Annotated in this window: 17 protein-coding genes; 10 read left to right on the top strand and 7 right to left on the bottom strand. The window is 72.5% G+C overall.

The features are described from left to right. The first annotated feature begins 17 nt into the window (after window positions 1-17). The 4 genes from A3CQ_RS0130645 to A3CQ_RS0130630 all read left to right on the top strand — a co-directional run bounded on the left by A3CQ_RS0130645 (window position 18) and on the right by A3CQ_RS0130630 (window position 3657). Window positions 18-332: a WXG100 family type VII secretion target gene (locus tag A3CQ_RS0130645; protein WP_020514778.1), complete on the top strand. Its 315-nt coding sequence runs from the start codon at window positions 18-20 to the stop codon at window positions 330-332. Further along, a complete protein-coding gene (locus A3CQ_RS0130640; RefSeq protein WP_157296548.1) occupies window positions 332-1270 on the top strand; it encodes an Rv0964c family protein in 939 nt (312 codons plus the stop codon). The genes A3CQ_RS0130645 and A3CQ_RS0130640 overlap by 1 nt, the downstream gene beginning before the upstream one ends. A gap of 62 nt (window positions 1271-1332) precedes the next feature. Next, entirely contained in the window at window positions 1333-3333 is a 2001-nt protein-coding gene (thrS, locus tag A3CQ_RS0130635; RefSeq protein ID WP_026206365.1) for a threonine--tRNA ligase, read from the top strand. A 30-nt stretch (window positions 3334-3363) separates the two neighbouring features. Next, window positions 3364-3657, top strand: coding sequence for a Rossmann-fold NAD(P)-binding domain-containing protein (locus A3CQ_RS0130630; RefSeq protein WP_020514775.1), 294 nt, complete (start codon window positions 3364-3366; stop codon window positions 3655-3657). Between the two features lies 1 nt (window position 3658). Here A3CQ_RS0130630 and A3CQ_RS0130625 read toward each other — a convergent pair whose 3' ends face one another. Both A3CQ_RS0130625 and A3CQ_RS0130620 read right to left on the bottom strand, forming a co-directional pair. Further along, window positions 3659-4096: a group II truncated hemoglobin gene (locus A3CQ_RS0130625; protein ID WP_026206364.1), complete on the bottom strand. Its 438-nt coding sequence runs from the start codon at window positions 4094-4096 to the stop codon at window positions 3659-3661. A gap of 22 nt (window positions 4097-4118) precedes the next feature. Then, a complete protein-coding gene (locus tag A3CQ_RS0130620) occupies window positions 4119-5036 on the bottom strand; it encodes an RNA polymerase subunit sigma-70 (RefSeq protein ID WP_211216716.1) in 918 nt (305 codons plus the stop codon). A gap of 55 nt (window positions 5037-5091) precedes the next feature. Here A3CQ_RS0130620 and A3CQ_RS0130615 point away from each other — a divergent pair, with 55 nt between their 5' ends. Then, window positions 5092-5451 carry a nuclear transport factor 2 family protein gene (locus tag A3CQ_RS0130615; RefSeq protein ID WP_020514772.1) on the top strand — a complete coding sequence of 120 codons (360 nt, stop codon included), beginning with the start codon at window positions 5092-5094 and terminating at the stop codon, window positions 5449-5451. A 7-nt stretch (window positions 5452-5458) separates the two neighbouring features. Here A3CQ_RS0130615 and A3CQ_RS0130610 read toward each other — a convergent pair whose 3' ends face one another. Continuing rightward, complete coding sequence (locus tag A3CQ_RS0130610; RefSeq protein WP_020514771.1) at window positions 5459-6172, bottom strand: nicotinamide mononucleotide transporter family protein; 714 nt, start codon at window positions 6170-6172, stop codon at window positions 5459-5461. Between the two features lie 43 nt (window positions 6173-6215). Here A3CQ_RS0130610 and A3CQ_RS0130605 point away from each other — a divergent pair, with 43 nt between their 5' ends. Genes A3CQ_RS0130605 through A3CQ_RS0130590 form a run of 4 tightly spaced genes read left to right on the top strand, consistent with a single transcriptional unit; the run spans window position 6216 to window position 13875 of the window. Next, window positions 6216-7214 carry a magnesium transporter CorA family protein gene (locus A3CQ_RS0130605; RefSeq protein WP_245577384.1) on the top strand — a complete coding sequence of 333 codons (999 nt, stop codon included), beginning with the start codon at window positions 6216-6218 and terminating at the stop codon, window positions 7212-7214. A gap of 30 nt (window positions 7215-7244) precedes the next feature. Next, entirely contained in the window at window positions 7245-10211 is a 2967-nt protein-coding gene (locus tag A3CQ_RS0130600; protein ID WP_020514769.1) for an FtsX-like permease family protein, read from the top strand. Beyond that, window positions 10208-13225, top strand: coding sequence for an ABC transporter permease family protein (locus tag A3CQ_RS0130595; RefSeq protein WP_020514768.1), 3018 nt, complete (start codon window positions 10208-10210; stop codon window positions 13223-13225). Before A3CQ_RS0130600 ends, A3CQ_RS0130595 begins: the two co-directional genes overlap by 4 nt. Further along, window positions 13222-13875 (top strand): ABC transporter ATP-binding protein, encoded by a 654-nt coding sequence (locus A3CQ_RS0130590; RefSeq protein ID WP_020514767.1) that lies wholly within the window; start codon window positions 13222-13224, stop codon window positions 13873-13875. Before A3CQ_RS0130595 ends, A3CQ_RS0130590 begins: the two co-directional genes overlap by 4 nt. A gap of 2 nt (window positions 13876-13877) precedes the next feature. Here the strand turns inward: A3CQ_RS0130590 and A3CQ_RS0130585 are convergent, their stop codons facing one another. The 3 genes from A3CQ_RS0130585 to A3CQ_RS0130575 are packed head-to-tail and all read right to left on the bottom strand — an operon-like array spanning window position 13878 to window position 15779. Beyond that, window positions 13878-14726, bottom strand: a complete 849-nt coding sequence (locus A3CQ_RS0130585; protein WP_026206363.1) for an ABC transporter ATP-binding protein — start codon at window positions 14724-14726, stop codon at window positions 13878-13880. A 4-nt stretch (window positions 14727-14730) separates the two neighbouring features. Further along, entirely contained in the window at window positions 14731-15471 is a 741-nt protein-coding gene (locus tag A3CQ_RS62250; protein ID WP_020514765.1) for an SRPBCC domain-containing protein, read from the bottom strand. Next, window positions 15468-15779 carry an ArsR/SmtB family transcription factor gene (locus A3CQ_RS0130575; RefSeq protein ID WP_020514764.1) on the bottom strand — a complete coding sequence of 104 codons (312 nt, stop codon included), beginning with the start codon at window positions 15777-15779 and terminating at the stop codon, window positions 15468-15470. The genes A3CQ_RS62250 and A3CQ_RS0130575 overlap by 4 nt, the downstream gene beginning before the upstream one ends. 72 nt (window positions 15780-15851) lie before the next feature. On the opposite strand from A3CQ_RS0130575, the gene A3CQ_RS0130570 reads away from it, so the two are divergent. Further along, complete coding sequence (locus tag A3CQ_RS0130570) at window positions 15852-16790, top strand: ribose-phosphate diphosphokinase (protein ID WP_020514763.1); 939 nt, start codon at window positions 15852-15854, stop codon at window positions 16788-16790. Window positions 16791-16987: 197 nt separating this feature from the next. Here the strand turns inward: A3CQ_RS0130570 and A3CQ_RS0130565 are convergent, their stop codons facing one another. Beyond that, the gene (locus A3CQ_RS0130565) at window positions 16988-18097 is read right to left on the bottom strand and encodes a lytic polysaccharide monooxygenase auxiliary activity family 9 protein (protein ID WP_026206362.1); all 1110 of its coding nucleotides are present in this window, start codon (window positions 18095-18097) and stop codon (window positions 16988-16990) included. Window positions 18098-18289: the final 192 nt, after the last annotated feature.

Genomic DNA, 18289 nt, shown 5'->3' with positions numbered 1-18289 from the left:
ATCGATGGGAGGCGACCATGGCCGACTTCACCGGCATCGACGCGCCCGCCGTGTCCGCGATCGGCGACACCGTCCTCGACGTGGCCGGACACCTCGACCGGCTCTCCGGCGAGGTCGATCGATGCCGCACGGTGCCCGACCCCGTCGAGGGCTCGGCGGCGCTCGGCGCCCTCGGCAACTTCGCGGTCGGCTGGCGGGACACGCTGACCGGCCTCGCCGAGCAGGTGCGCGGCTTCGGCGACGACCTGCACCGGGCGGCCGGCGACTACCGGCGGACCGACGCCGACGCGGCCGACGAGATGTGGCGCTCCGGCGTGCCGAGGGGCTTCTGATGGCCGGGATCACGCTCGCCGCGCTCGTCCACGCCGACACCGGGCGGCTGCGCGACCTCGCCGCCGACTGGGAGAAGCTGTCCGACGAGCTCGATGCGACCACGGAAGACCTGGCCCGGGGCACCCGCGACCTGCCGCACCACTGGGCCGGCGCGGCGTCGGAGGCGGCGCAGGCGCGCAACCGCCAGTTCCAGGTCGAGATCGGCAACATCCCGCACAACTTCCACGTCGTCGCGGGGGCGCTGCGCCTGCTGGCCCAGCAGCTCGACCACTGCCGGCGGATGGCGTACGCCGTGGTCGACGACGCCAAGGCGTACGACCTGCGGGTCGACCTGGCGACGGGGGAGATCACCACGGCCGGCCCGGTCGACTCGGACGCGATCGCTGCCGTCAAGGCGGCCATGGACGAGCTCGCCCTGCGGCTCACCCGGATCGTGGCGCAGGCCGACGACGCCGACCGGCACGCGTACGAGGTGATCGACGGCCGCAGGCACCATCCGCTCGACCCGATGGACGACGAGCTGCCCGAGTCGCGGCCCGACTTCCTGCTGCAGGACGTCTCGCCCGAGTTCCGCGCGCAGGAGTGGCACGACATGCACCAGCTCAACCGCGACCGCATGATCACCGAGCACCCCGAGCTGGTCGGGCCGGCGGTCGGCCTGCCCACGATCGACCGGGACCGGGCCAACCGGCTGCTGCTGGCCCGGGCGAAGACCGCCGCCCAGGCCCGGCGCGAGCGGCTCGACGTCATGCGGGACGGCGCCGGCAGCCGCGCCACCATGAACACCGACGCCGAGCTGGCCGGCATCGCCGAGGTCCAGAAGCGGCTGGCCACCACGCCGGGCGCCCGGCTGCTGAGCTACCCGCCGGCCGTGATCGGCAAGGCCGACCCGAAATGGGACGAGTTCGTCCCACCCGCACGGCACCTGAACTCCTGACCGCGTCGCCGGATAGCATCGTCAACGGCCCGCATCACGCTGTGACGCTTAAGGAGAACACCGTGTCCGCACCCCGTACCCTCGCTGTGGCCGACCCTCTAGTCGTCCCGGCCGGGACTACGGCCGCCGACGCGGTGGCCAAGGCCGGCCTGCCCACCAGCGGCCCCAAGGCGATCGTCGTGGTCCGCGACGCGGCCGGGCGGCTGCGCGACCTCGACTGGCAGCCCGAGCTCGACACCGACGTGACCCCGGTCGCGATCGACGAGCCCGACGGGCTGAACGTGCTGCGCCACTCGACCGCGCACGTGCTCGCCCAGGCCGTGCAGGACGTCTTCCCCGAGGCCAAGCTCGGCATCGGCCCGCCGATCACGGACGGCTTCTACTACGACTTCGACGTGCCCAAGCCGTTCCAGCCGGAAGACCTGTCCAAGCTCGAGAAGCGTATGCAGGAGATCGTCAAGCAGGGGCAGACCTTCCGCCGCCGGGAGTACAAGTCGCTCGACCAGGCGAAGTTCGAGCTGGCGTCCGAGCCGTACAAGCTGGAGCTGGTCGACCTCAAGGGCGACGTGGACGCCAACGAGGTGATGGAGGTCGGCCACGGCGAGCTGACCCACTACGACAACGTGGACAAGGACGGCAAGCGGGTCTGGGGCGACCTGTGCCGCGGTCCGCACCTGCCGTCGACCCGGTTCATCCCGGCGTTCAAGCTGATGCGCTCGGCCGCCGCCTACTGGCGCGGCAGCGAGAAGAACCCGCAGCTGCAGCGGATCTACGGGACGGCGTGGCCTTCGCGGGACGACCTCAAGGCGTACCTCAACCGTCTGGCCGAAGCGGAACGCCGCGACCACCGCAAGCTGGGCACCGAGCTCGACCTGTTCTCCTTCCCTGATGAAATCGGGTCGGGCCTGGTCGTCTTCCACCCGAAGGGTGGCGTGATCAAGCGCGAGATGGAGGACTACGTCCGCGCCCGCCACATCGAGGAGGGCTTCCAGTACGTCGGGACGCCGCACATCACCAAGGAGGGGCTGTTCCACACCTCCGGGCACCTGCCGTACTACAAGGACACGATGTTCCCCCCGATGCAGCTGGAGGGGGCGGACTACTACCTCAAGGCCATGAACTGCCCGATGCACAACTTGATCTACAAGGCGCGCGGGCGGTCCTACCGGGAGCTGCCGCTGCGGTTCTTCGAGTTCGGCTCGGTCTACCGCTACGAGAAGTCGGGCGTCGTGCACGGGCTCACCCGCGTGCGCGGCCTCACCCAGGACGACTCGCACTCGTACGTGACCGCCGAGCAGGCTCCGGGCGAGATCAAGCACCTGCTGAACTTCGTCCGCTCGCTGCTGGACGACTTCGGCCTCGACGACTACTACCTCGAGCTCTCCACCCGAGACCCCAAGAGCGACAAATTCATCGGTACGAATGAGCAGTGGGCCGTGGCGACGAAGGTGCTCGAGGACGCGGCCACCGACTCCGGTCTCGAGCTCGTGCTGGACCCGGGCGGCGCCGCCTTCTACGGCCCGAAGATCTCGGTGCAGGCGCGGGACGCGATCGGCCGCACCTGGCAGATGTCGACGATCCAGTACGACTTCAACCAGCCGGCCCGCTTCGGCCTGGAATATCAGGCCGCCGACGGCACCCGCCAGGAACCCGTGATGATCCACTCGGCGAAGTTCGGCTCGATCGAGCGCTTCTTCGGCGTGCTGGTCGAGCACTACGCGGGCGCGTTCCCGGCCTGGCTGGCGCCGGTGCAGGTGGTCGGGATCCCGATTCGCGAGGACCACGCCTCCTACCTGGAGGACTTCGCCGCTTCTCTGCGGAAAGAGGGCATTCGCGCCGAGGTCGACCACTCGGACGACCGCATGCAGAAGAAGATCCGCACCGCGCAGCAGCAGAAGATCCCGTTCATGGCCATCGCCGGCGACGACGACGTGGCGGCCGGCACGGTCTCCTTCCGCTACCGCGACGGCTCCCAGCGCAACGGCGTCCCGCTCGACGAGGCCGTCGCCCACGTGGCCGAGATCGTCCGCTCCCGCGTGAACACGGGCCCGTCCGCGGCCTGAGGCACGTCCGCCGGCGCCGGGCAGATCGCCGTGGCGGTGCGCGACCCGGAGAACGCGGCCGACCTCGCCGGCCGCGCTGTGCAGGTCCGGCCGGCGCTCGCCGCCTCCGGCCGGCCGGTCACCTACGCCGAACTGCCCGCCGAGCAGTTCGCCCAGGTCCTCATCGGCTCCGGGCTGCCCGGCCTCCTGGTCGACGTGCTCGTCGACGCCGACGTGAAGGTGGCCCAGGGAGCGCTGCAGACCGTGACCGGGCGACCTCACCGCGCTGCTCGGCCGCCCCACCACGACCCTGCGCTGGCTGTCAGCGCCGCTCTGCGACCCTGACTCACCCTTCCTCGAGGCCACCCCAGGACCACCGAGGGATGGCCAGCCCGGAGGGCACGTCGGCGGCCGAGTGGTGATATTGCGACATGGTCGTCGTGGTCGCCCACGCGAAGTAGTCGTGCAACACCTGCCGCAGCGGCTCCTCGGTGATCCCCACATCGGTCAGGGCCTCGTCGAAGCAGGTGATGGCGCGCCGATCCATCTCCTCGTGCGGCCCGTTCCCGCTGTGCATCCGCACGACGTCGCTCTCCGCGATGCCGGATTCCGGCCCGCCCAGCGCCTCACCCCAGTAGGCGGCGAGACGCTCGGTGTGGTCCGGGCGGTAGCCGTGGCTGAACGCGTGGCTGACCACCTCGTCGGCAAGCACTCGCTCGTGCCACGCCGCGGCCAGGCGAACCATTCCGTCGCGACCGCCCGCGGCCTCGTACACGCTGGTCATGGCGACAAGCATGCCAGCCGCATCACAGGAAGCGGGTCAGCGCGCCGATCCGGTTGTCGCGCAGGGTCAGCACGATCAACCCGGCCGGCGCGCCGTCCAGCTCACACACGTACGCGGGCTGGGTGTTGACCCTGGTCGCGGTCAGCCGCAGGGGCGGGCCGGGGCGCCAGGTGGTGCTCGCTCGCAGGAACGCGGCGATCGCCTCGTGACCGTGGTACTCGTGCGAGGCGGGCGGCATGGCCAGCCAGGCGTCGTCGGTCAGCAGGTCGAGGAGGGCGGGCAGGTCGCGTACGCAGAAGGCGCGGGAGAATCGGTCGGTCAGCGCCACCTCGGCGGGTGACCCGGCGGGCGGAGCCGGCGGCGCGGGGTCGGCGACCGCCGTCCGAGCCCGCTGCAGCAGACCCTTGACCGCGGTCGCGGTGACGCCGAGCATCGACGCGACCTCGTCGGCGGAATAGCCGAGCACGTCCCGCAGGATCAGCGTGGCCGCCTGGCGCGGTGGCATGCGCTGCAGGCCGGTCACGAACGCCAGCCCGACGGCCTCCCGCATCTGATAACGCGCCTCCGGGCCCGGCGCGGCGTCCGGAACCCCGTCGAGCAGCGCGTCCGGGAACGGCTGCAGCCAGGGCACGTCGCCGCGGCGCGAGGGCTCGGGCGGGGTGAACGGCGGCACCGGCGCCGGCGGAATCCGGCGGCGGGCGTTGAGGCAGCGGTTCGTCGCGATCCGGTAGAGCCAGGTGCGTAGCGACGAGCGGCCCTCGAAGCCGTCGATGCCGCGCCAGGCCGCCAGCAGGGTCTCCTGCAGGGCGTCCTCGGCGTCGGTCAGTGAGCCCAGCATCCGGTAGCAGTGCAGCAGCAGCTCGCGCCGGTGCGGAGCGACCAGATCGGCGAACGCCTCATCGTCCACCGGCCGATCATGGCACGCGCGGGCCGTTCCGATTCCCGCGGCGGATGTGTCAGAACAGTCGACCGCACTTCAGGGAGGGGAACATCGCATGGATCAGACGGAACCGGCGGCGCTGCGCGTGGCGCTGGCCTACCACGAGGCCTGGACCGGCAAGGACATGGACACGGCAATGAAGTACATAGCGGAGGACATCGTCTGCGACGCGCCGGCCGGGCGGATCGAGGGAGCGGCGGCGTACCGCGCCTTCCTGGGGCCGTTCGCCGAGTCGCTCACCGGCTCCGCGATGATCGCGGCGTACGGCGACGAGGAGCGGGCGCTGGTCATGTACGACACGGCGTCGCCCCGGGTGGCCAGCGCGCCGGGCGCCGAGTGCGTGACGGTCGTGGACGGGCGGATCGCGTACAGCCGATTCCTTTTCGATCGGCTGCCGTTCGCCCGCCGGCCCTGACGATGCCCTAGGCGGTGGCCGGCGCCGGGCTGCTCAGCCGTGCTCCGGCCTCGGCGCGGGAGATGCGCAGCCAGACCACGAAGCCCCAGATCACGAAGCCCGCGTAGATCGCGTACAGGATCGCCGACGGGTAGTACCGGAAGTGCAACAGCTCGGGCACGCCGACCAGGTCGACCGCGATCCAGCACAGCCAGAACTCCACCCAGCCGCGGGCGAGCCCGTACGTGGCGAGGATCGACCCCACGAAGATCCAGGAGTCGGCCAGGTAATACCACCACGGCACGGGGAATCCGGCGCCGACCTGGCGGAAGACGAAGAAGCAGATGACTACCGCGGCCAGCGCGGCCGGAATGAAGACGGCGCGTTGCCGGGACGACGCCCAGTGCGGGGTCACCGTGGTTCCGTGCGTACGCGCGGAGTTCTGCCGCCACCGCCACCAGCCGTAGACGCTCGTCACCACGAAGAAGACCTGCCGGGACGCCTGGCCGTACAGCGGGGTGCCCTGGTCGTTGCCGAGCGCCTGGCCGAGGAAGACCGTGAACAGCAGCACGTTGCCGACGATGCCGACCGGCCAGGCCCACACGCTGCGGCGCAGGCCGAAGACCGCCGAGCCGAGGCCGAACGCGTTGCCGGCGATCTCCCGGTAGTAGATGGCCTGGCCGGGAGTCACCTGCCATTTCGCGGTGTAGAACGTCGTCAGCAGGTGATCGAGCCAGGTCACGGCTCATGTTATTTCCGCGCCGCCGGTGGGGCATAGTGTGACGGTGAACGCCCCAACGTGTCCCGCCGAGACCCGCCTGTACGAGAACGGCAAGGTCATCGCCGAGGACTTCCCCGCCGAGCAGGTCCCGGACATGCTCGAGCGGCACCCCAACGCCGTGCTCTGGCTCGACCTGTACCGGCCCGGCCCCGACGATCTCGCCGCCGTCGCCGAGGAGTTCCACCTGCACCCGCTCGCGATCGAGGACGCGACCCAGGAGCACGAGCGCCCCAAGCTCGACCGCTACCCGGAGCATCTGTTCCTCAACGTGTACGCCGTGGACGTCTCCACGAGGCCCGAGGACCCGCCGTTCGGCAAGACCGAGATCAGCGCCTTCGTCACCGAGCGGGCGCTGATCACCGTACGGAAGGCGCCGAGCGACACGGCCAAGTTCGTGGAGGCCTGGGACGCCGACGTCAAGCTGGCCAAGATGAGCGGGGTCGCCTTCCTGCTGTACGGCCTGCTCGATGTGGTCGTCGACGGGCACGTCTCCGCCGCGCAGATGCTGGACGTGGGGATGGACGGCGTCGAGGACGTGCTGCTCGAGGAGGGCGGCGCCCCGCGCGAGGTGCGCATGCGCGGCCTGCGGCTGCGCAAGACGGTGGCGGCGCTGCGCCGGGCGGTGGTGCCGATGCCCGAGCTGGTGGCGCAAGCGCGGCAGACGGAGAACGGGCTGGTCGACGAGAACCTGGCGCCGTACTACCGGGACGTCGAGGACCACGCCCAGCACGTCGTCGACCAGATCGAGCACCTGCGCGACCGCATCGACAGTCTGCTGCAGGCCGACCTGGCCGAGCAGGGCAACGTGCTCAACGACATCACCCGCAAGCTGGCGGCGTGGGCCGCCGTGATCGCCGTGCCGACCGCCCTGACCGGCTATTTCGGGCAGAACCTGCCCTACCCCGGCTTCGCCAAGCCGTGGGGATACGTCCAGAGCATGGTGCTGATCATCTTTTCGGCGGGCGGCCTCTGGGTATACCTGCGGCGTCGCCACTGGCTGTAACCTCCCGCAAGGACGTGCGGGGGAGGCCGAATGCTGGCATTGGTGTGGGGTGCCGTGCGCTCCCGCCGTGCCCAGGTGCTGACCGTCCTCATTCTCACCGCGCTGGCCACCGCCGTGGCCGCGGCCGGCCCGTGGTTCGCCGCGGCCGGCAGCACCGGGGCCGCCGCCGCGGACGTCGCCGCCGCCCCGGCCGGCGAGCGCACCCTGTCCATTCGCAAGATCTCCCAGAGCAAGGACGATCCGCAGGGCGTCCTCGACCAGTTCGCGGCGAACGTGCGCGGCCTGATCCCGCTGCCCTCCACCGACCCGGTCGGCGGCCTGGTCGTACCGCTGATCATCACCCAGGCCGGCGGCACGCCGTCGATGGCCGTCGCCTACCGCGAGGACCTCTGCGAGCACCTGCGGTTGCAGGGATCCTGCCCGGCGAAACCGTTCGAGACCGCGATCAGCGTGAACACGGCGCAGCAGCTCGGCCTCGGTCCCGGTGACCGGCTCGACCTGCGGCCGGCGCCCGACGCGCAGCCGCTCACGCTGCGGATCGTCGCCACGTACGCGCTGGACGACCCGGCCGGCGCCTACTGGAGCAACCCGCTGTTCACCGCGAACGGCGGCCTCGACCCGGCCTTCACCCCGATCGCGACGTTCCGCTCCGACCGGCTGGCCGGGCCCACGGTCAGCTACGACGTGCAGGTCCCCGACCGGCTGATCCGCGGCGACGACGGCTACGACCTGGCCGGTGTGCTGCGCAAGGCCGATCGCGACCTCGGGCAGGCCTCGCTGCGGCTGGTCAACTCGACCGGCCCGCTGCTCGACACGATCGCCCGCGACCGCGCGGCCATCCGCCAGGGCGTGCTGGTCGCGGTCGTGCAGGTGCTGGTGCTCGCCTGGTTCGCGATCGGGCTGGCCGGCCGCTACACGGGCCGCGACCGGCGCGGTGACGCGGCCCTGCTCAAGCTGCGCGGCAACACCCGCGGCGCCCAGCTTCGCCTCGCCATCGGCCAGCATCTCGTGCCGCTGGTGCTCGGCTCCCTGCTCGGCCTGCCGCTGGGGTACGCGCTGGCCCGGCTGCTCGCGGGCCCGACCCAGTCCCGGGACGCGCTGGTTCTCTCCGTCGCCGCGGCCGCCGCCGTGCTGGTCGGCGGTTTCGCCGTGCTCGCGCTGACCGAGGCATTGGCGCTGCGCCGGCCGGTCGCCGACCTGCTGCGCGAGGTGACCGGCGGCCGCGGCGACTGGCGCTCCGGCCTCGCCGACGTGCTGCTGCTGGCCGTGGCGGTGGCCGCGATCTACCAGTCCCGTGCGGACGCGGCCGGCACCGGGCTCGCGCTCGCCGCCCCGGCCCTGGTCGCGCTGGCGGTGGCGCTGCTGGTGGCCCGGCTGTTCGGCCGGATCGCGGATCGGGGCGGCGGCGCGGCCGTGCGCACGGGCCGGCTGCGCCTCGGCCTGACCGCCGTGCAGATTTCCCGCCGGCCCGGCAGCGATCGGGTGTTCGCCCTCGTCGTGGTCGCGGTCGCGGTGTTCGCCACGGCCGTGGGCGGCTACGCCGGCGAGCGTACGGCCCGGCTGCAGCGCAGCGCCGCCGAGCTCGGCGCGACCCGGGTGCTGACCGTGCAGGCGACCAACCGCACGGCGCTGCTGGCTGCCGTGCGGGCCGCCGACCCGGCCGGCGACCAGGCCATGGCGGTCGCCGTCGATACCACGAGCGACCCGCCGGTCCTCGCCGTCGACAGTGGACGGCTCGCCGCGGTCGCCCGCTGGCGTCCCGAGTACGGCCCGCTCGGCGCCCTGCCCGCCGCGGACGGTCCGGCGCCGCTTCCCCGGATCACCGGGCACCGGCTCGCCGTCCGGGTCGGCTACGCGGGCAAGGCGCCGGCGCGGCTCACTCTGATGCTGCAGCACGAGGGCACGGGCGCGCCGGTGCCGGTGCGCTTCGGCCGGGTCGGCGCGGGTGAGCACACGCTCGAGGCGCCGGTGTCCGGCTGCACCGAGCCGCCCGGCTGCCGGATCCTGCGCTGGGAGCTGGCCGGCCCGCCCGGCACCGCGCTGCGGATTCGCGACCTCGAGCAGCTCGATCCCGCCGCGGCGATCCTCGACCCGTCCCGCCTCGGCGACGTCGCCCGCTGGCGGTCCGGCACCGCGGGCGCCGCCCTCGACCTGGCCGCCACCGGCGACGGGCTGACCCTGGCGGTCGACGCCGACCCCGGCGCCAAGCAGGTGGGCACCGCCGCGTACGCGGTCGACACCGACCTCCCGCTGCCGGTCGTGCTGGCCGGCCCGGCCCCGCCGCAGTGGCAGTTCGGCGAGCCCGCGCTGCTCGCGTTCGGCGGTGAGCCCACGCCCGTGCGGGTCGTCGCGAGCGGGACCGCGCTGCCCGTGCTCGGCCGCCGGGGCGTGCTGGCCGACCTCGACGCGACCCGCCGGGTCATCGGCGACTCCACCCCGCCCGGCCAGTTCCAGGTGTGGCTCGCCCCCGGCGCCCGGCCGGGCATCGCCGGCGCGCTCACCCGGGCCGGGCTGACGATCGGCGCCGACGAGACGATCGACGACCGGGCCGGGCGGCTCGACGAGCAGGCGCCGGCCGTGGTCACCCGCTTCTCGCTGCTCGCCGGCGTGGTTGTCCTGCTCATCGCGGCCGCTGCTCTCGCGGTGGCCGGCGCGGTGGACCGGCGCTCCTGGCTCGACCAGCTCCGCGCGCTGCGCGTGCAGGGCCTTCCCTCCCGGGTCGCGGTGCTCACGGCGTACGCGGGAATGGTCTCTTTGCTGCTCTTGGCCCTGCTGTCCGGGCTCGTCGCGGCCGTGCTCGCGCGTCCGACCGCCCGCATCACCGTGCCGGCCTTCACCGACGGCTGGGACGTGCTGCCGCTGCCGGGCGCTCTCGGCGCCTCCGCCCTCGGTCTGGCCGGCCTGATCGCCCTCCTCGTGCTGGGTCTGACCGGGTGGCTCGCGGTGCTGCCGCTGACCCGACGGCTGCGTCGCGACGCGCGGGGGACCGGCCGATGATCTCCCTCGTCCTCGCGATGGTCTGGACCCGGCGCGGCCAGTCGCTGACGCTCGCGCTGCTGGCATTGCTCGCGGTCGCCGCCGCCGTCGCCTCCCCGGCCTACCTCGCGGCCGCCGACCGGGCCGTCGCCGCCGGGCAGATCGCCACCGCCACGCCGGCCGAGCGCGGCATCGTGCTCAGCGCCGCGCAGGACGACCGGATCGGCAACGACGGCAACCCCGGCTTCAGCGACGTCGGCGCCGCCCTGGCCGACCTGCCCGGCTTCGACTACCGGTACTCCGCCGAGGTCCCGGCGATCGGCATCGAGCCGGACAACCGCAACGCCTCCCGGGTCGTCTTCCGCCAGGACGCCTGCCCCCACCTGCGGATCGTCGCCGGCCGATGCCTCATCGGCGAGGGCGAGGTGGTCATCGGGACCGCGACGGCGAGGCGACTGCGGCTCGCCGCCGGCGCCGCGATCACGCTGACCTTCGCCAAGAGCAACAACAGCGACGCGAATCCGCTCTGGCTCCCCGACGGCAAACCCAAGCGGCTGTACGTGGCCGGCGTCTACGACGTGCCGACGCCGGGCGATGCCTATTGGGGCACGCACGGCTACTTCACGGCGGTGCCCGGACGCGGCCCCGGCGAGCCTGTCTTCCTCGGCGCGGCCACGCTCGCCGACTTCGACCACGGCCGCACCGAGATGGCGATCGACGGCACCGCCGGGCCGGCCGCCCTCGACATCGACCACCTGCCGCAGCTGCGCGCCGGGCTCGAACGGCTCAAGGTCGCGTCCTCGAAGCTCGGCCCGGCGGTGCAGGTCAACACGAATCTGCCGTACCTGCTGGACCGGATCGACGCCGGCCGCTCGAACGCCCGCCTGCTCGTGCCGGTGATGGCCGTGCCGCTGGTGCTGCTCGCCTGCTTCAGCATCTTCCTCGCCGTCAGCTACGGCGCCCAGGGACGGCAGCCCGAGCTCGCCATCGTCGCCCTGCGCGGCAACCGCTGGTGGAGCCGCTGGTGGCTGGGCACGGGGGAGAGCCTGGTGGCGATCCTGGCCGGCGCGGCGGTCGGCTGCGTCGCCGGCCAGCTGCTCGTCGACGCGGTGGCCGCCGCGCGCTTCCCGGGCGTGGGCGTCGCCGCCGGCTGGTCGTCGCTGCGGTACGCCCCGATCGCCGCCCTGGCCGCCCTGGCCGCGGCCGTGCTCGCCCAGCGCCGCCAGTTGGCCAGCCCGGTCGCCACGCTGCTGCGCCGCAATCCCGCGCACACCAACGGGCCGCGCTCGTTCGCGTTCGAGGCCGTCGTCGTGCTGCTCGCGGTGGTCGCCGGAGTCCAGCTCGCCGTCTCCGGCGGCACGCTGGAGGGCATCGGGCTGCTGGCGCCCGCGCTGACCGTCCTCGCGCTCTCGCTGCTGGCCGCCCGCGCGCTGCTCCCGGCGGTCACCGGCTACGGCTCGCGGGCGCTGGGCGCGGGCCGGCTCGGTCCGGCGCTCGCCGGGTTCCAGCTCTCCCGCCGCCCCGGCGCGCAGCGGCTGTTCGCGCTGCTGGTGGCGACCGTGGCGGTCGCCGGGTACGCGGCGTGCGCGGTCGACGTGGCGGCGCGCGGACGCGACGTGCAGGCCGGGCTCGGCGTCGGCGCCGACCGGGTGCTCTCGGTCGACCCGGTGTACCGCAGCCAGTTGCTGCACGCGGTGACGGCGGTCGATCCCGGCGGGCGGTTCGCGATGGCCGTCGCGCGGCTGCCCAGCTCGGCCGCCGACGAGCCGCTCGGGCTCGCCGTCGACTCCCGCCGACTGGCCGCGGTCGCCGCCTGGCCCGGCGGCGGGCCGTCCGCCCGCGAGGTGGCCGAGCGACTGCGCCCCGACGCCGCCGCGCCGGTCGTTCTCGAGGGTGAGGACCTCAGCGTCGACGTCACCACGATCGGGATGACCAAGGGCCGGGAGCTCAAGCTGCTGGTCGCGGTGTCCTCGGTGGACGGGCTGGGCGACGCGCTCGTCGACTTCGGCACGCTGCGCCACGGGCGGTCGACGTACGCGCAGCGGGTGCCGGTGTGCCGGACCCGCTGCCGCCTCAACGGCATCGAGGTGACGATCGCGACCAACGACACCGCGGTGACCGGCCGGGTCGTGCTGCACTCGCTGGGCACGATCAACCCGGTGCGGACGATCGCGCAGCTCGGCGATGTCTCCCGGTGGCGGATCGGCAACCTCGGGCGCCTCGCCGCCGATCCGGCCGGGCTGAGCATCGACGCGACCGCGCCGGGCGGGCTGCCCACCGGCATCTGGGTCCGGCCGGTCGACGCGCCCTTCCCGCTGCCGGCCGCCTACGCGGGAGCGGCGCCCGCCAGCTCCGTGACCGGCCTCGATGCCAAACCTCTTCCCGTACGCCTCGCCGGCCGTCTGCCCGCGGTGCCGCGCCTCGGTGACCACGCGACGCTGGTCGACCTCGACTACGCCGACCGGCTCGCGGTCGACGCCTCCCCGGCGCTCGACCCGGAGGTGTGGCTCAACGCTCGCGCGCCCGCCGACGTCGTCGAGCGGTTGTCCGCGCAGGGCCTCACGGTCGTCGGCGACACCCGGTCCGAGCAGGTGCGGCGGGGGCTCGCCGAGCAGGGGCCGGCCCTCTCGCTGTACTTCTACTTCCTGGCCGGCGGGCTGTCGGTGCTGCTCGGCGCGGGCGCGCTGGTGCTGGCGGCGGCCGTCGACCGGGGGCGCCGGGTCGAGGACCTGTCGGCGCTGCGGACCCAGGGCTTGCGCCGGCCGGTCGCCGGGTGGGCCACGCTGTGGACGTACCCGGCGCTGGTGGCGATCGCCTCGGTGGCCGGGGTGCTGATCGCGGTGGCGGCGTGGGCGCTGACCGGGTGGGCACTGCCGCTGGCCGGGCAAAACCCGCCGCCGTTGCCGCTGCCGGCCTGGCCCCGCCTCCCGGTGGTCGTGCTCACCGCGGCCGCGGTGTTTATCCTGCTGGCGGCCGTGGCCGTCGGAACCGGCCGAGACCTGTACCGTCGGATCGAATTGTGGGGTCAACCATGAAGACGCTGACCGTCGAGGGCGCGGACCTCGCGTGGAACGGCGACCGGCCGGTGCTGACCGGCGTCACGGTCACCGCCCGGCCCGGCGAGATCCTCGCCGTCACCGGCACCTCGGGCGCGGGGAAGACGACGCTGCTCAGCGCCATGGCCGGGATGCTGCCGCCGGCGGGCGGACAGGTGCTGATCGACGGCGCGCCGCTCGGCGACCGGGACCACGCGGTGTCGCTGGGGGTGGTGCTGATCCCGCAGGACAACGGGCTGGCCGCGATCCTCACGGCGGCGGAGAACATCTCGGTCGCGGTGATCGCCACGGGCGGCTCACCGGCCGAGGCCCGGCGGCGCACCGCGGAGTCGCTCGAACCGCTGGGTCTCTCCGGCCAGGCCAACCAGCTGATCGAGGAGCTGTCGGGCGGTCAGCAGCAGCGGACGGCGATCGCCCGCGGGCTCGCCCTGCGCGGCGACGTGCTGCTGGCCGACGAGGTGACGAGCGAGCTGGACGCGGCCAACCGCCAGCGCGTGATCGAACTGCTCCGCGCCGAGGCGACCCGCGGCGCCGCCGTCGTCTTCGCCACCCACGACCCGGAGGCGGCCGCGGCCTGCGACCGGGAGCTGCACCTGGCCGACGGAGAGGCGATCTGGGCCCGCCCATGACCTCAGGCCGCGTGATCGGTGTGGTCGCCGCTGGGCACCAGCGTGACCTCGCCGTCTATGTGTTGCACGGTGAACAGCGTGCCGGGTGGGTAGTTGCCCAGCACGTCGGGGGGTAGCTGGACCGTGCCGTCGCCGGCGACCACGGCGAAGTCCTGGCCGTCGCGGCCCTCGGCGCCGACGCGGCCGTCGCGGATGGTCACGGCGCGGCCGAGGCGGGCGCCGACCTCGTTGTCGTGGGTGACGACCACGATCGTGGTCTGTCGCTCGGCGTTGACCGTTTCCATCGCGGCTAGCACCTCGTCGCGGCCGGAGGTGTCGAGCCGGCTCGTCGGCTCGTCGACCAGCAGCAGGCCGGGGCCGGTGGCTATGCCGACCGCAAGGGCCGCCCGCTGCCGGCCGCCCGGGGTGAGGTCGGCCAGGCGCTGCCGGCCCTGGCCGGGCAGGCCCACGAGGTCGAGGATGCGGTCGGGGTCGTCCAGCTTGATGCCCCGGGTGTGCGCGGCGCGTCGCTGCGCGAGCCAGATGTTGCGGTGCAGTGAGGCGTACGGCAGAAGGTTGCGCGAAGCGCCCTGGAGGACCACGCCGATCTCGGTCCCCCGCAGCCGGGAGATCTCGCCGTCGGAGAGCTTGCCCATGTCGTACGTGCCGATGTTGATGCGGCCGGCCGAGGGGCGCATCAGGCCGGCGAGCAGCGCGATCAGCGTCGACTTGCCGGAGCCCGAGGGGCCGACCAGGGCGAGCGTCTCGCCCGGCGCGATCGACAGGTCGACGCCGGCGAGCGCCACGACGTCGCCGGCCTCGGCGCGATAGATGTGCACCACGCGGCGGCACGCCACGGCAAGTCCGTTCATGCGCTCACGCTAGCGAAGATCCGTGCAGCATGACGACCCACGGACGGACGCGAACCTCCAACAATCCGCCGGTCACCGATTCGTCGGCGAAGTGGGCGTCGTGCACGATCGCGGCGGCCTCGGTCGCGTCGCCGGCCCGGACGATCGTCATGCCCTCGCCGGAGGCCGGGAAGGGCCCGGCGGCGACCAGGATGCCTCGTTCGTAGAGGCCCTCGAGGAAGCTCGCGTGGGCCTTGAAGAGCGGATGCTCGAACGGGTCCCCGGCGCCGGGCGCGGGTATGTGCTGCAGGACCAGGATCAGGTCCTCGGTTTCCTTCGCCGGGGCGGCGGGCCAGGTCGCGGCCAGCGACGACAGCACGGCCGGCCAGCCCTGCCGGTACTCGTCGCGGGCGTCGAGCGTCTCCCAGCCCGAGTGGGTCACCGTCACCAGGGTCGCGTCGTCGCCGACCGGTGCGAACGACACCTCGACCACGGAGGCCTTGGCGGCGTCGCGCCCGGGATGCCAGGTCATCCGGAACGATCGGGGCGGGCGCCAGTCGAGGACCGTGCCCCAGACCGCCTCGCTGCCGCCGTTCGCCCCGGTCTCGACCAGCTCGCCGTCCCGGAATGCGGCGGTCGACCCCGCGCCGTGCACGCTGAACCGGTCGACCGGCCACCACTCGCCGATCCGGGCCGTGAACGCCTCGAACGCCTCCGGCACGGCGGCCGGCACGACAACCTGACGATGGATCGGCGGAAAGCTCATGACTTCTCCGTAAATATGTCTGCATAGGCTGACAGAGCGGTGTCCCACATGCCGACTAGCCACTGCTGCAGGGCGGTGAAGCCCTCCGGCGCCAGGGCGTACAGGTTGCGGGTGCCGACGCTGTGGTGCGCGACCAGCCCCGCCCCCTCGAGCACCTTGAGGTGTTTGCTGACCGCCGGCCGCCCCACCGGCAGCGCGGCGGCGAGGGCGCCCACCGGCGACGGCCCGTCGTTTCGCAGGCGCTCGACGATCCGCCGCCGCATCGGATCACCCAGTGCGTCCAGCGCCAGTTCCAGTTGGTCACTCATGAGTAACGGTTACCGTAGAGGAACCAAAGGTCGCCCGCAAGTGTCCGGACCTATCCTCTTAGGGTGGTCCCCGTGCGTGACATCGCCGTATTCTCCGGATCCGCCCATCCCGAGCTCGCCGACGAGATCTGCCTGCATCTGGGCGTGCCGCTGTTGCCCACCCGAACCTCCCGCTTCGCGAACGACTGCATCGAGGTCCAGCTGCAGGGCAACTGCCGCGAACGGGACGTGTTCCTCATCCAGCCGCTGGTTCCCCCCGTACAGGAAAATTTGGTGGAACTGCTTTTCATGCTCGATGCGGCAAGGGGCGCCAGCGCCGGCCGGATAACTGTCGTGCTGCCCCATTACGCGTATGCCCGTAGCGACAAGAAGGACGCCCCGCGCATCTCCATCGGTGGCCGTCTGGTCGCCGATCTGCTCACGACCGCCGGCGCTCACCGCGTTCTCGCGATGACCCTGCACTCGCCGCAGGTGCACGGTTTCTTCAGCATTCCGGTCGACCATCTGCACGCCCTGCGCGAGCTGGCGCACCATTTCCGGGGTTACGACCTCAGCAACACGGTGGTCGTCTCACCCGACCTGGGCAACGCGAAGGAGGCGGCGGCGTTCGCCCGCATGCTCGACATCGACGTCGCGGCCGGTGCGAAGCAGCGTTTCGCCGACGACAAGGTGGTCATCAGCACGGTAATCGGCGACGTGACCGACCGCGACGTCATCGTCCTCGACGACGAGATCGCCAAGGGGTCGACGGTCTTCGAGCTGCTGGCCCGCTTGCGCGAACGGAACGTCCGCAGTGTCCGGGTGGCCTGCACGCACGGTCTCTTCTCCGGGGATGCGATTCGCCGCCTCTCCGACGAGAAGGAGATAGAGGAGATCGTGTGCACCAACACGGTGCCGATCCCCCGGAAGAGCCGGACCGAGAAACTGACGATCCTCTCGGTGGCGCCGGCGCTGGCCGAGGCCATGCGCCGCATTCACAACGGCGAATCGGTATCGGCGCTGTTCGCGTAATTTCCGTGGTGGTGAGCTGGGGACGGGGAGGGCGTCCCGTCCCCAGCTCCAGTCCAAGTGGACGGATGGTGTCTCTAGGAACCGGTGTCACGCGAAGGTGCTGCCTGGCTGGTCTCCCTTCATTTGCGGTGGTCGATGTTGGGAGCGCTCCCAAATGACTGTAGCGGCACGCCCGGGACTTGAGAAGGGGCGCGTCGTCAGGTGGTCGCGGCGCAGGTGACCGTCGGCGTTGTCGCGGCGCCCGAGCCGAGGAAGCCGAACGTCGTGCTGCCGCCCGCGCCCAACGCGCCGTTGTAGCTGACGTTCGTGGCCGTCAGCACGCTCCCGCTGACGGTGGCGGTCGCGTTCCAGGTCTGCTGAATCGTGGGCGCGCTCGGATAGGTCAGCTTCACCGTCCAACTCTTGATCGCCGACGAGCCGGCCGTGACCGTCACGCCCGCCTGGTATCCGCCGGACCATTGGCTGCTCAGGGCGTACGCGGCCGAGCACGCGCCGGAGGCCGGCGGTGTGGTCGTCGGGGCGGTGGTGGGCACGGTCGTCGGCGCGGTCGTCGGCCGTGTGGTCGGCGGCGTCGTCGGGGGTGTGGTGGGCTGTGTGGTCGGCGGGGTCGTCGTGCCTCCGCCGCCGAAGTTGATGTCGCTGCACCAGTAGTAGGACTGGTCCAAGTGGCTGGCCTGCCAGATCGTGTAGACCATGGCCCGGCCGGTGCGCCCGGTCAGCGAGACCGGGATGTTGAGCTGCACGCCACCGGTGACCGGCGTCCACTGCGCCGCCGGCTTGTTCCCGACGACCGCGACCCGGGTCAGGTCCGACCATTTGAGCGCGGTCGTCACCGGGTTGAAGCCCGGGTTCGTGACGTACACCCAGAGGTAGTCGGCGCCGTGCAGCGCCTGGTCGAACACCTGGACCGTAAAGCTGTTGCCGACCGTGGTGGCCTTCCAGTCACCGACGGTGTCCATGGCGTTGTACCGCCCACTCTGGGTGTGGCCGGCGCTGCAGAGCTGCCCGTCCGGGATGGCGCCCTGGTGGTTGCCGGCGACTTGTTCCCGGAAGAGGCCGTTCCAGTTCCACATCGCGTTCGGGTCGGCCTGCCAGGCCTGATAACACATCGGATCCTCGGTGGCCATGGCCGGATCCTGGAAGTGGTCGCCCCAGCGCTGCCAGCAACCGTAGTTGCGCGAGGCCGGACTTATGACGTTGCCGTGCGCCTGGGCCGGACCGGCCGGCAGGGCCACGACGACAAGGGCGGCAGTGAGCACGCCGACAACGGCGCTGACGAGGAGACGAAGACGTTTCGAAGTATTCATGAGGGCTCTTAACTCCGCGGGTGATCGGCCCCGGTGGACGAGGCCAAAGTCATGGAGGGACTGGTGGAGGCTGCCCTCGGCCTCCATCGGCACGTGACCCGGCGAGTGCAGCAACCATCCCTGCTGAATTGACATCTGTCAATGCTGAGCCCGGCGGGGGAGGCGGAAGAGGTTGCCGATGCGCAACAATGC

The sequence above is a fragment of the Paractinoplanes globisporus DSM 43857 genome (assembly GCF_000379645.1).
Taxonomy (GTDB): domain Bacteria; phylum Actinomycetota; class Actinomycetes; order Mycobacteriales; family Micromonosporaceae; genus Actinoplanes; species Actinoplanes globisporus.
This window is presented reverse-complemented; position numbering and strand designations above follow the sequence as displayed.

Coding starts and splice junctions, on each gene's coding strand:
- A3CQ_RS0130600 (WP_020514769.1), top strand. CDS start 7,245: ATGCTGGCATTGGTGTGGGGTGCCGTGCGCTCCCGCCGTGCCCAGGTG.
- A3CQ_RS0130645 (WP_020514778.1), top strand. CDS start 18: ATGGCCGACTTCACCGGCATCGACGCGCCCGCCGTGTCCGCGATCGGC.
- A3CQ_RS0130625 (WP_026206364.1), bottom strand. CDS start 4,096: ATGACCAGCGTGTACGAGGCCGCGGGCGGTCGCGACGGAATGGTTCGC.
- A3CQ_RS0130640 (WP_157296548.1), top strand. CDS start 332: ATGGCCGGGATCACGCTCGCCGCGCTCGTCCACGCCGACACCGGGCGG.
- A3CQ_RS0130575 (WP_020514764.1), bottom strand. CDS start 15,779: ATGAGTGACCAACTGGAACTGGCGCTGGACGCACTGGGTGATCCGATG.
- A3CQ_RS0130615 (WP_020514772.1), top strand. CDS start 5,092: ATGGATCAGACGGAACCGGCGGCGCTGCGCGTGGCGCTGGCCTACCAC.
- A3CQ_RS62250 (WP_020514765.1), bottom strand. CDS start 15,471: ATGAGCTTTCCGCCGATCCATCGTCAGGTTGTCGTGCCGGCCGCCGTG.
- A3CQ_RS0130590 (WP_020514767.1), top strand. CDS start 13,222: ATGAAGACGCTGACCGTCGAGGGCGCGGACCTCGCGTGGAACGGCGAC.
- A3CQ_RS0130565 (WP_026206362.1), bottom strand. CDS start 18,097: ATGAATACTTCGAAACGTCTTCGTCTCCTCGTCAGCGCCGTTGTCGGC.
- A3CQ_RS0130585 (WP_026206363.1), bottom strand. CDS start 14,726: ATGAACGGACTTGCCGTGGCGTGCCGCCGCGTGGTGCACATCTATCGC.
- A3CQ_RS0130595 (WP_020514768.1), top strand. CDS start 10,208: ATGATCTCCCTCGTCCTCGCGATGGTCTGGACCCGGCGCGGCCAGTCG.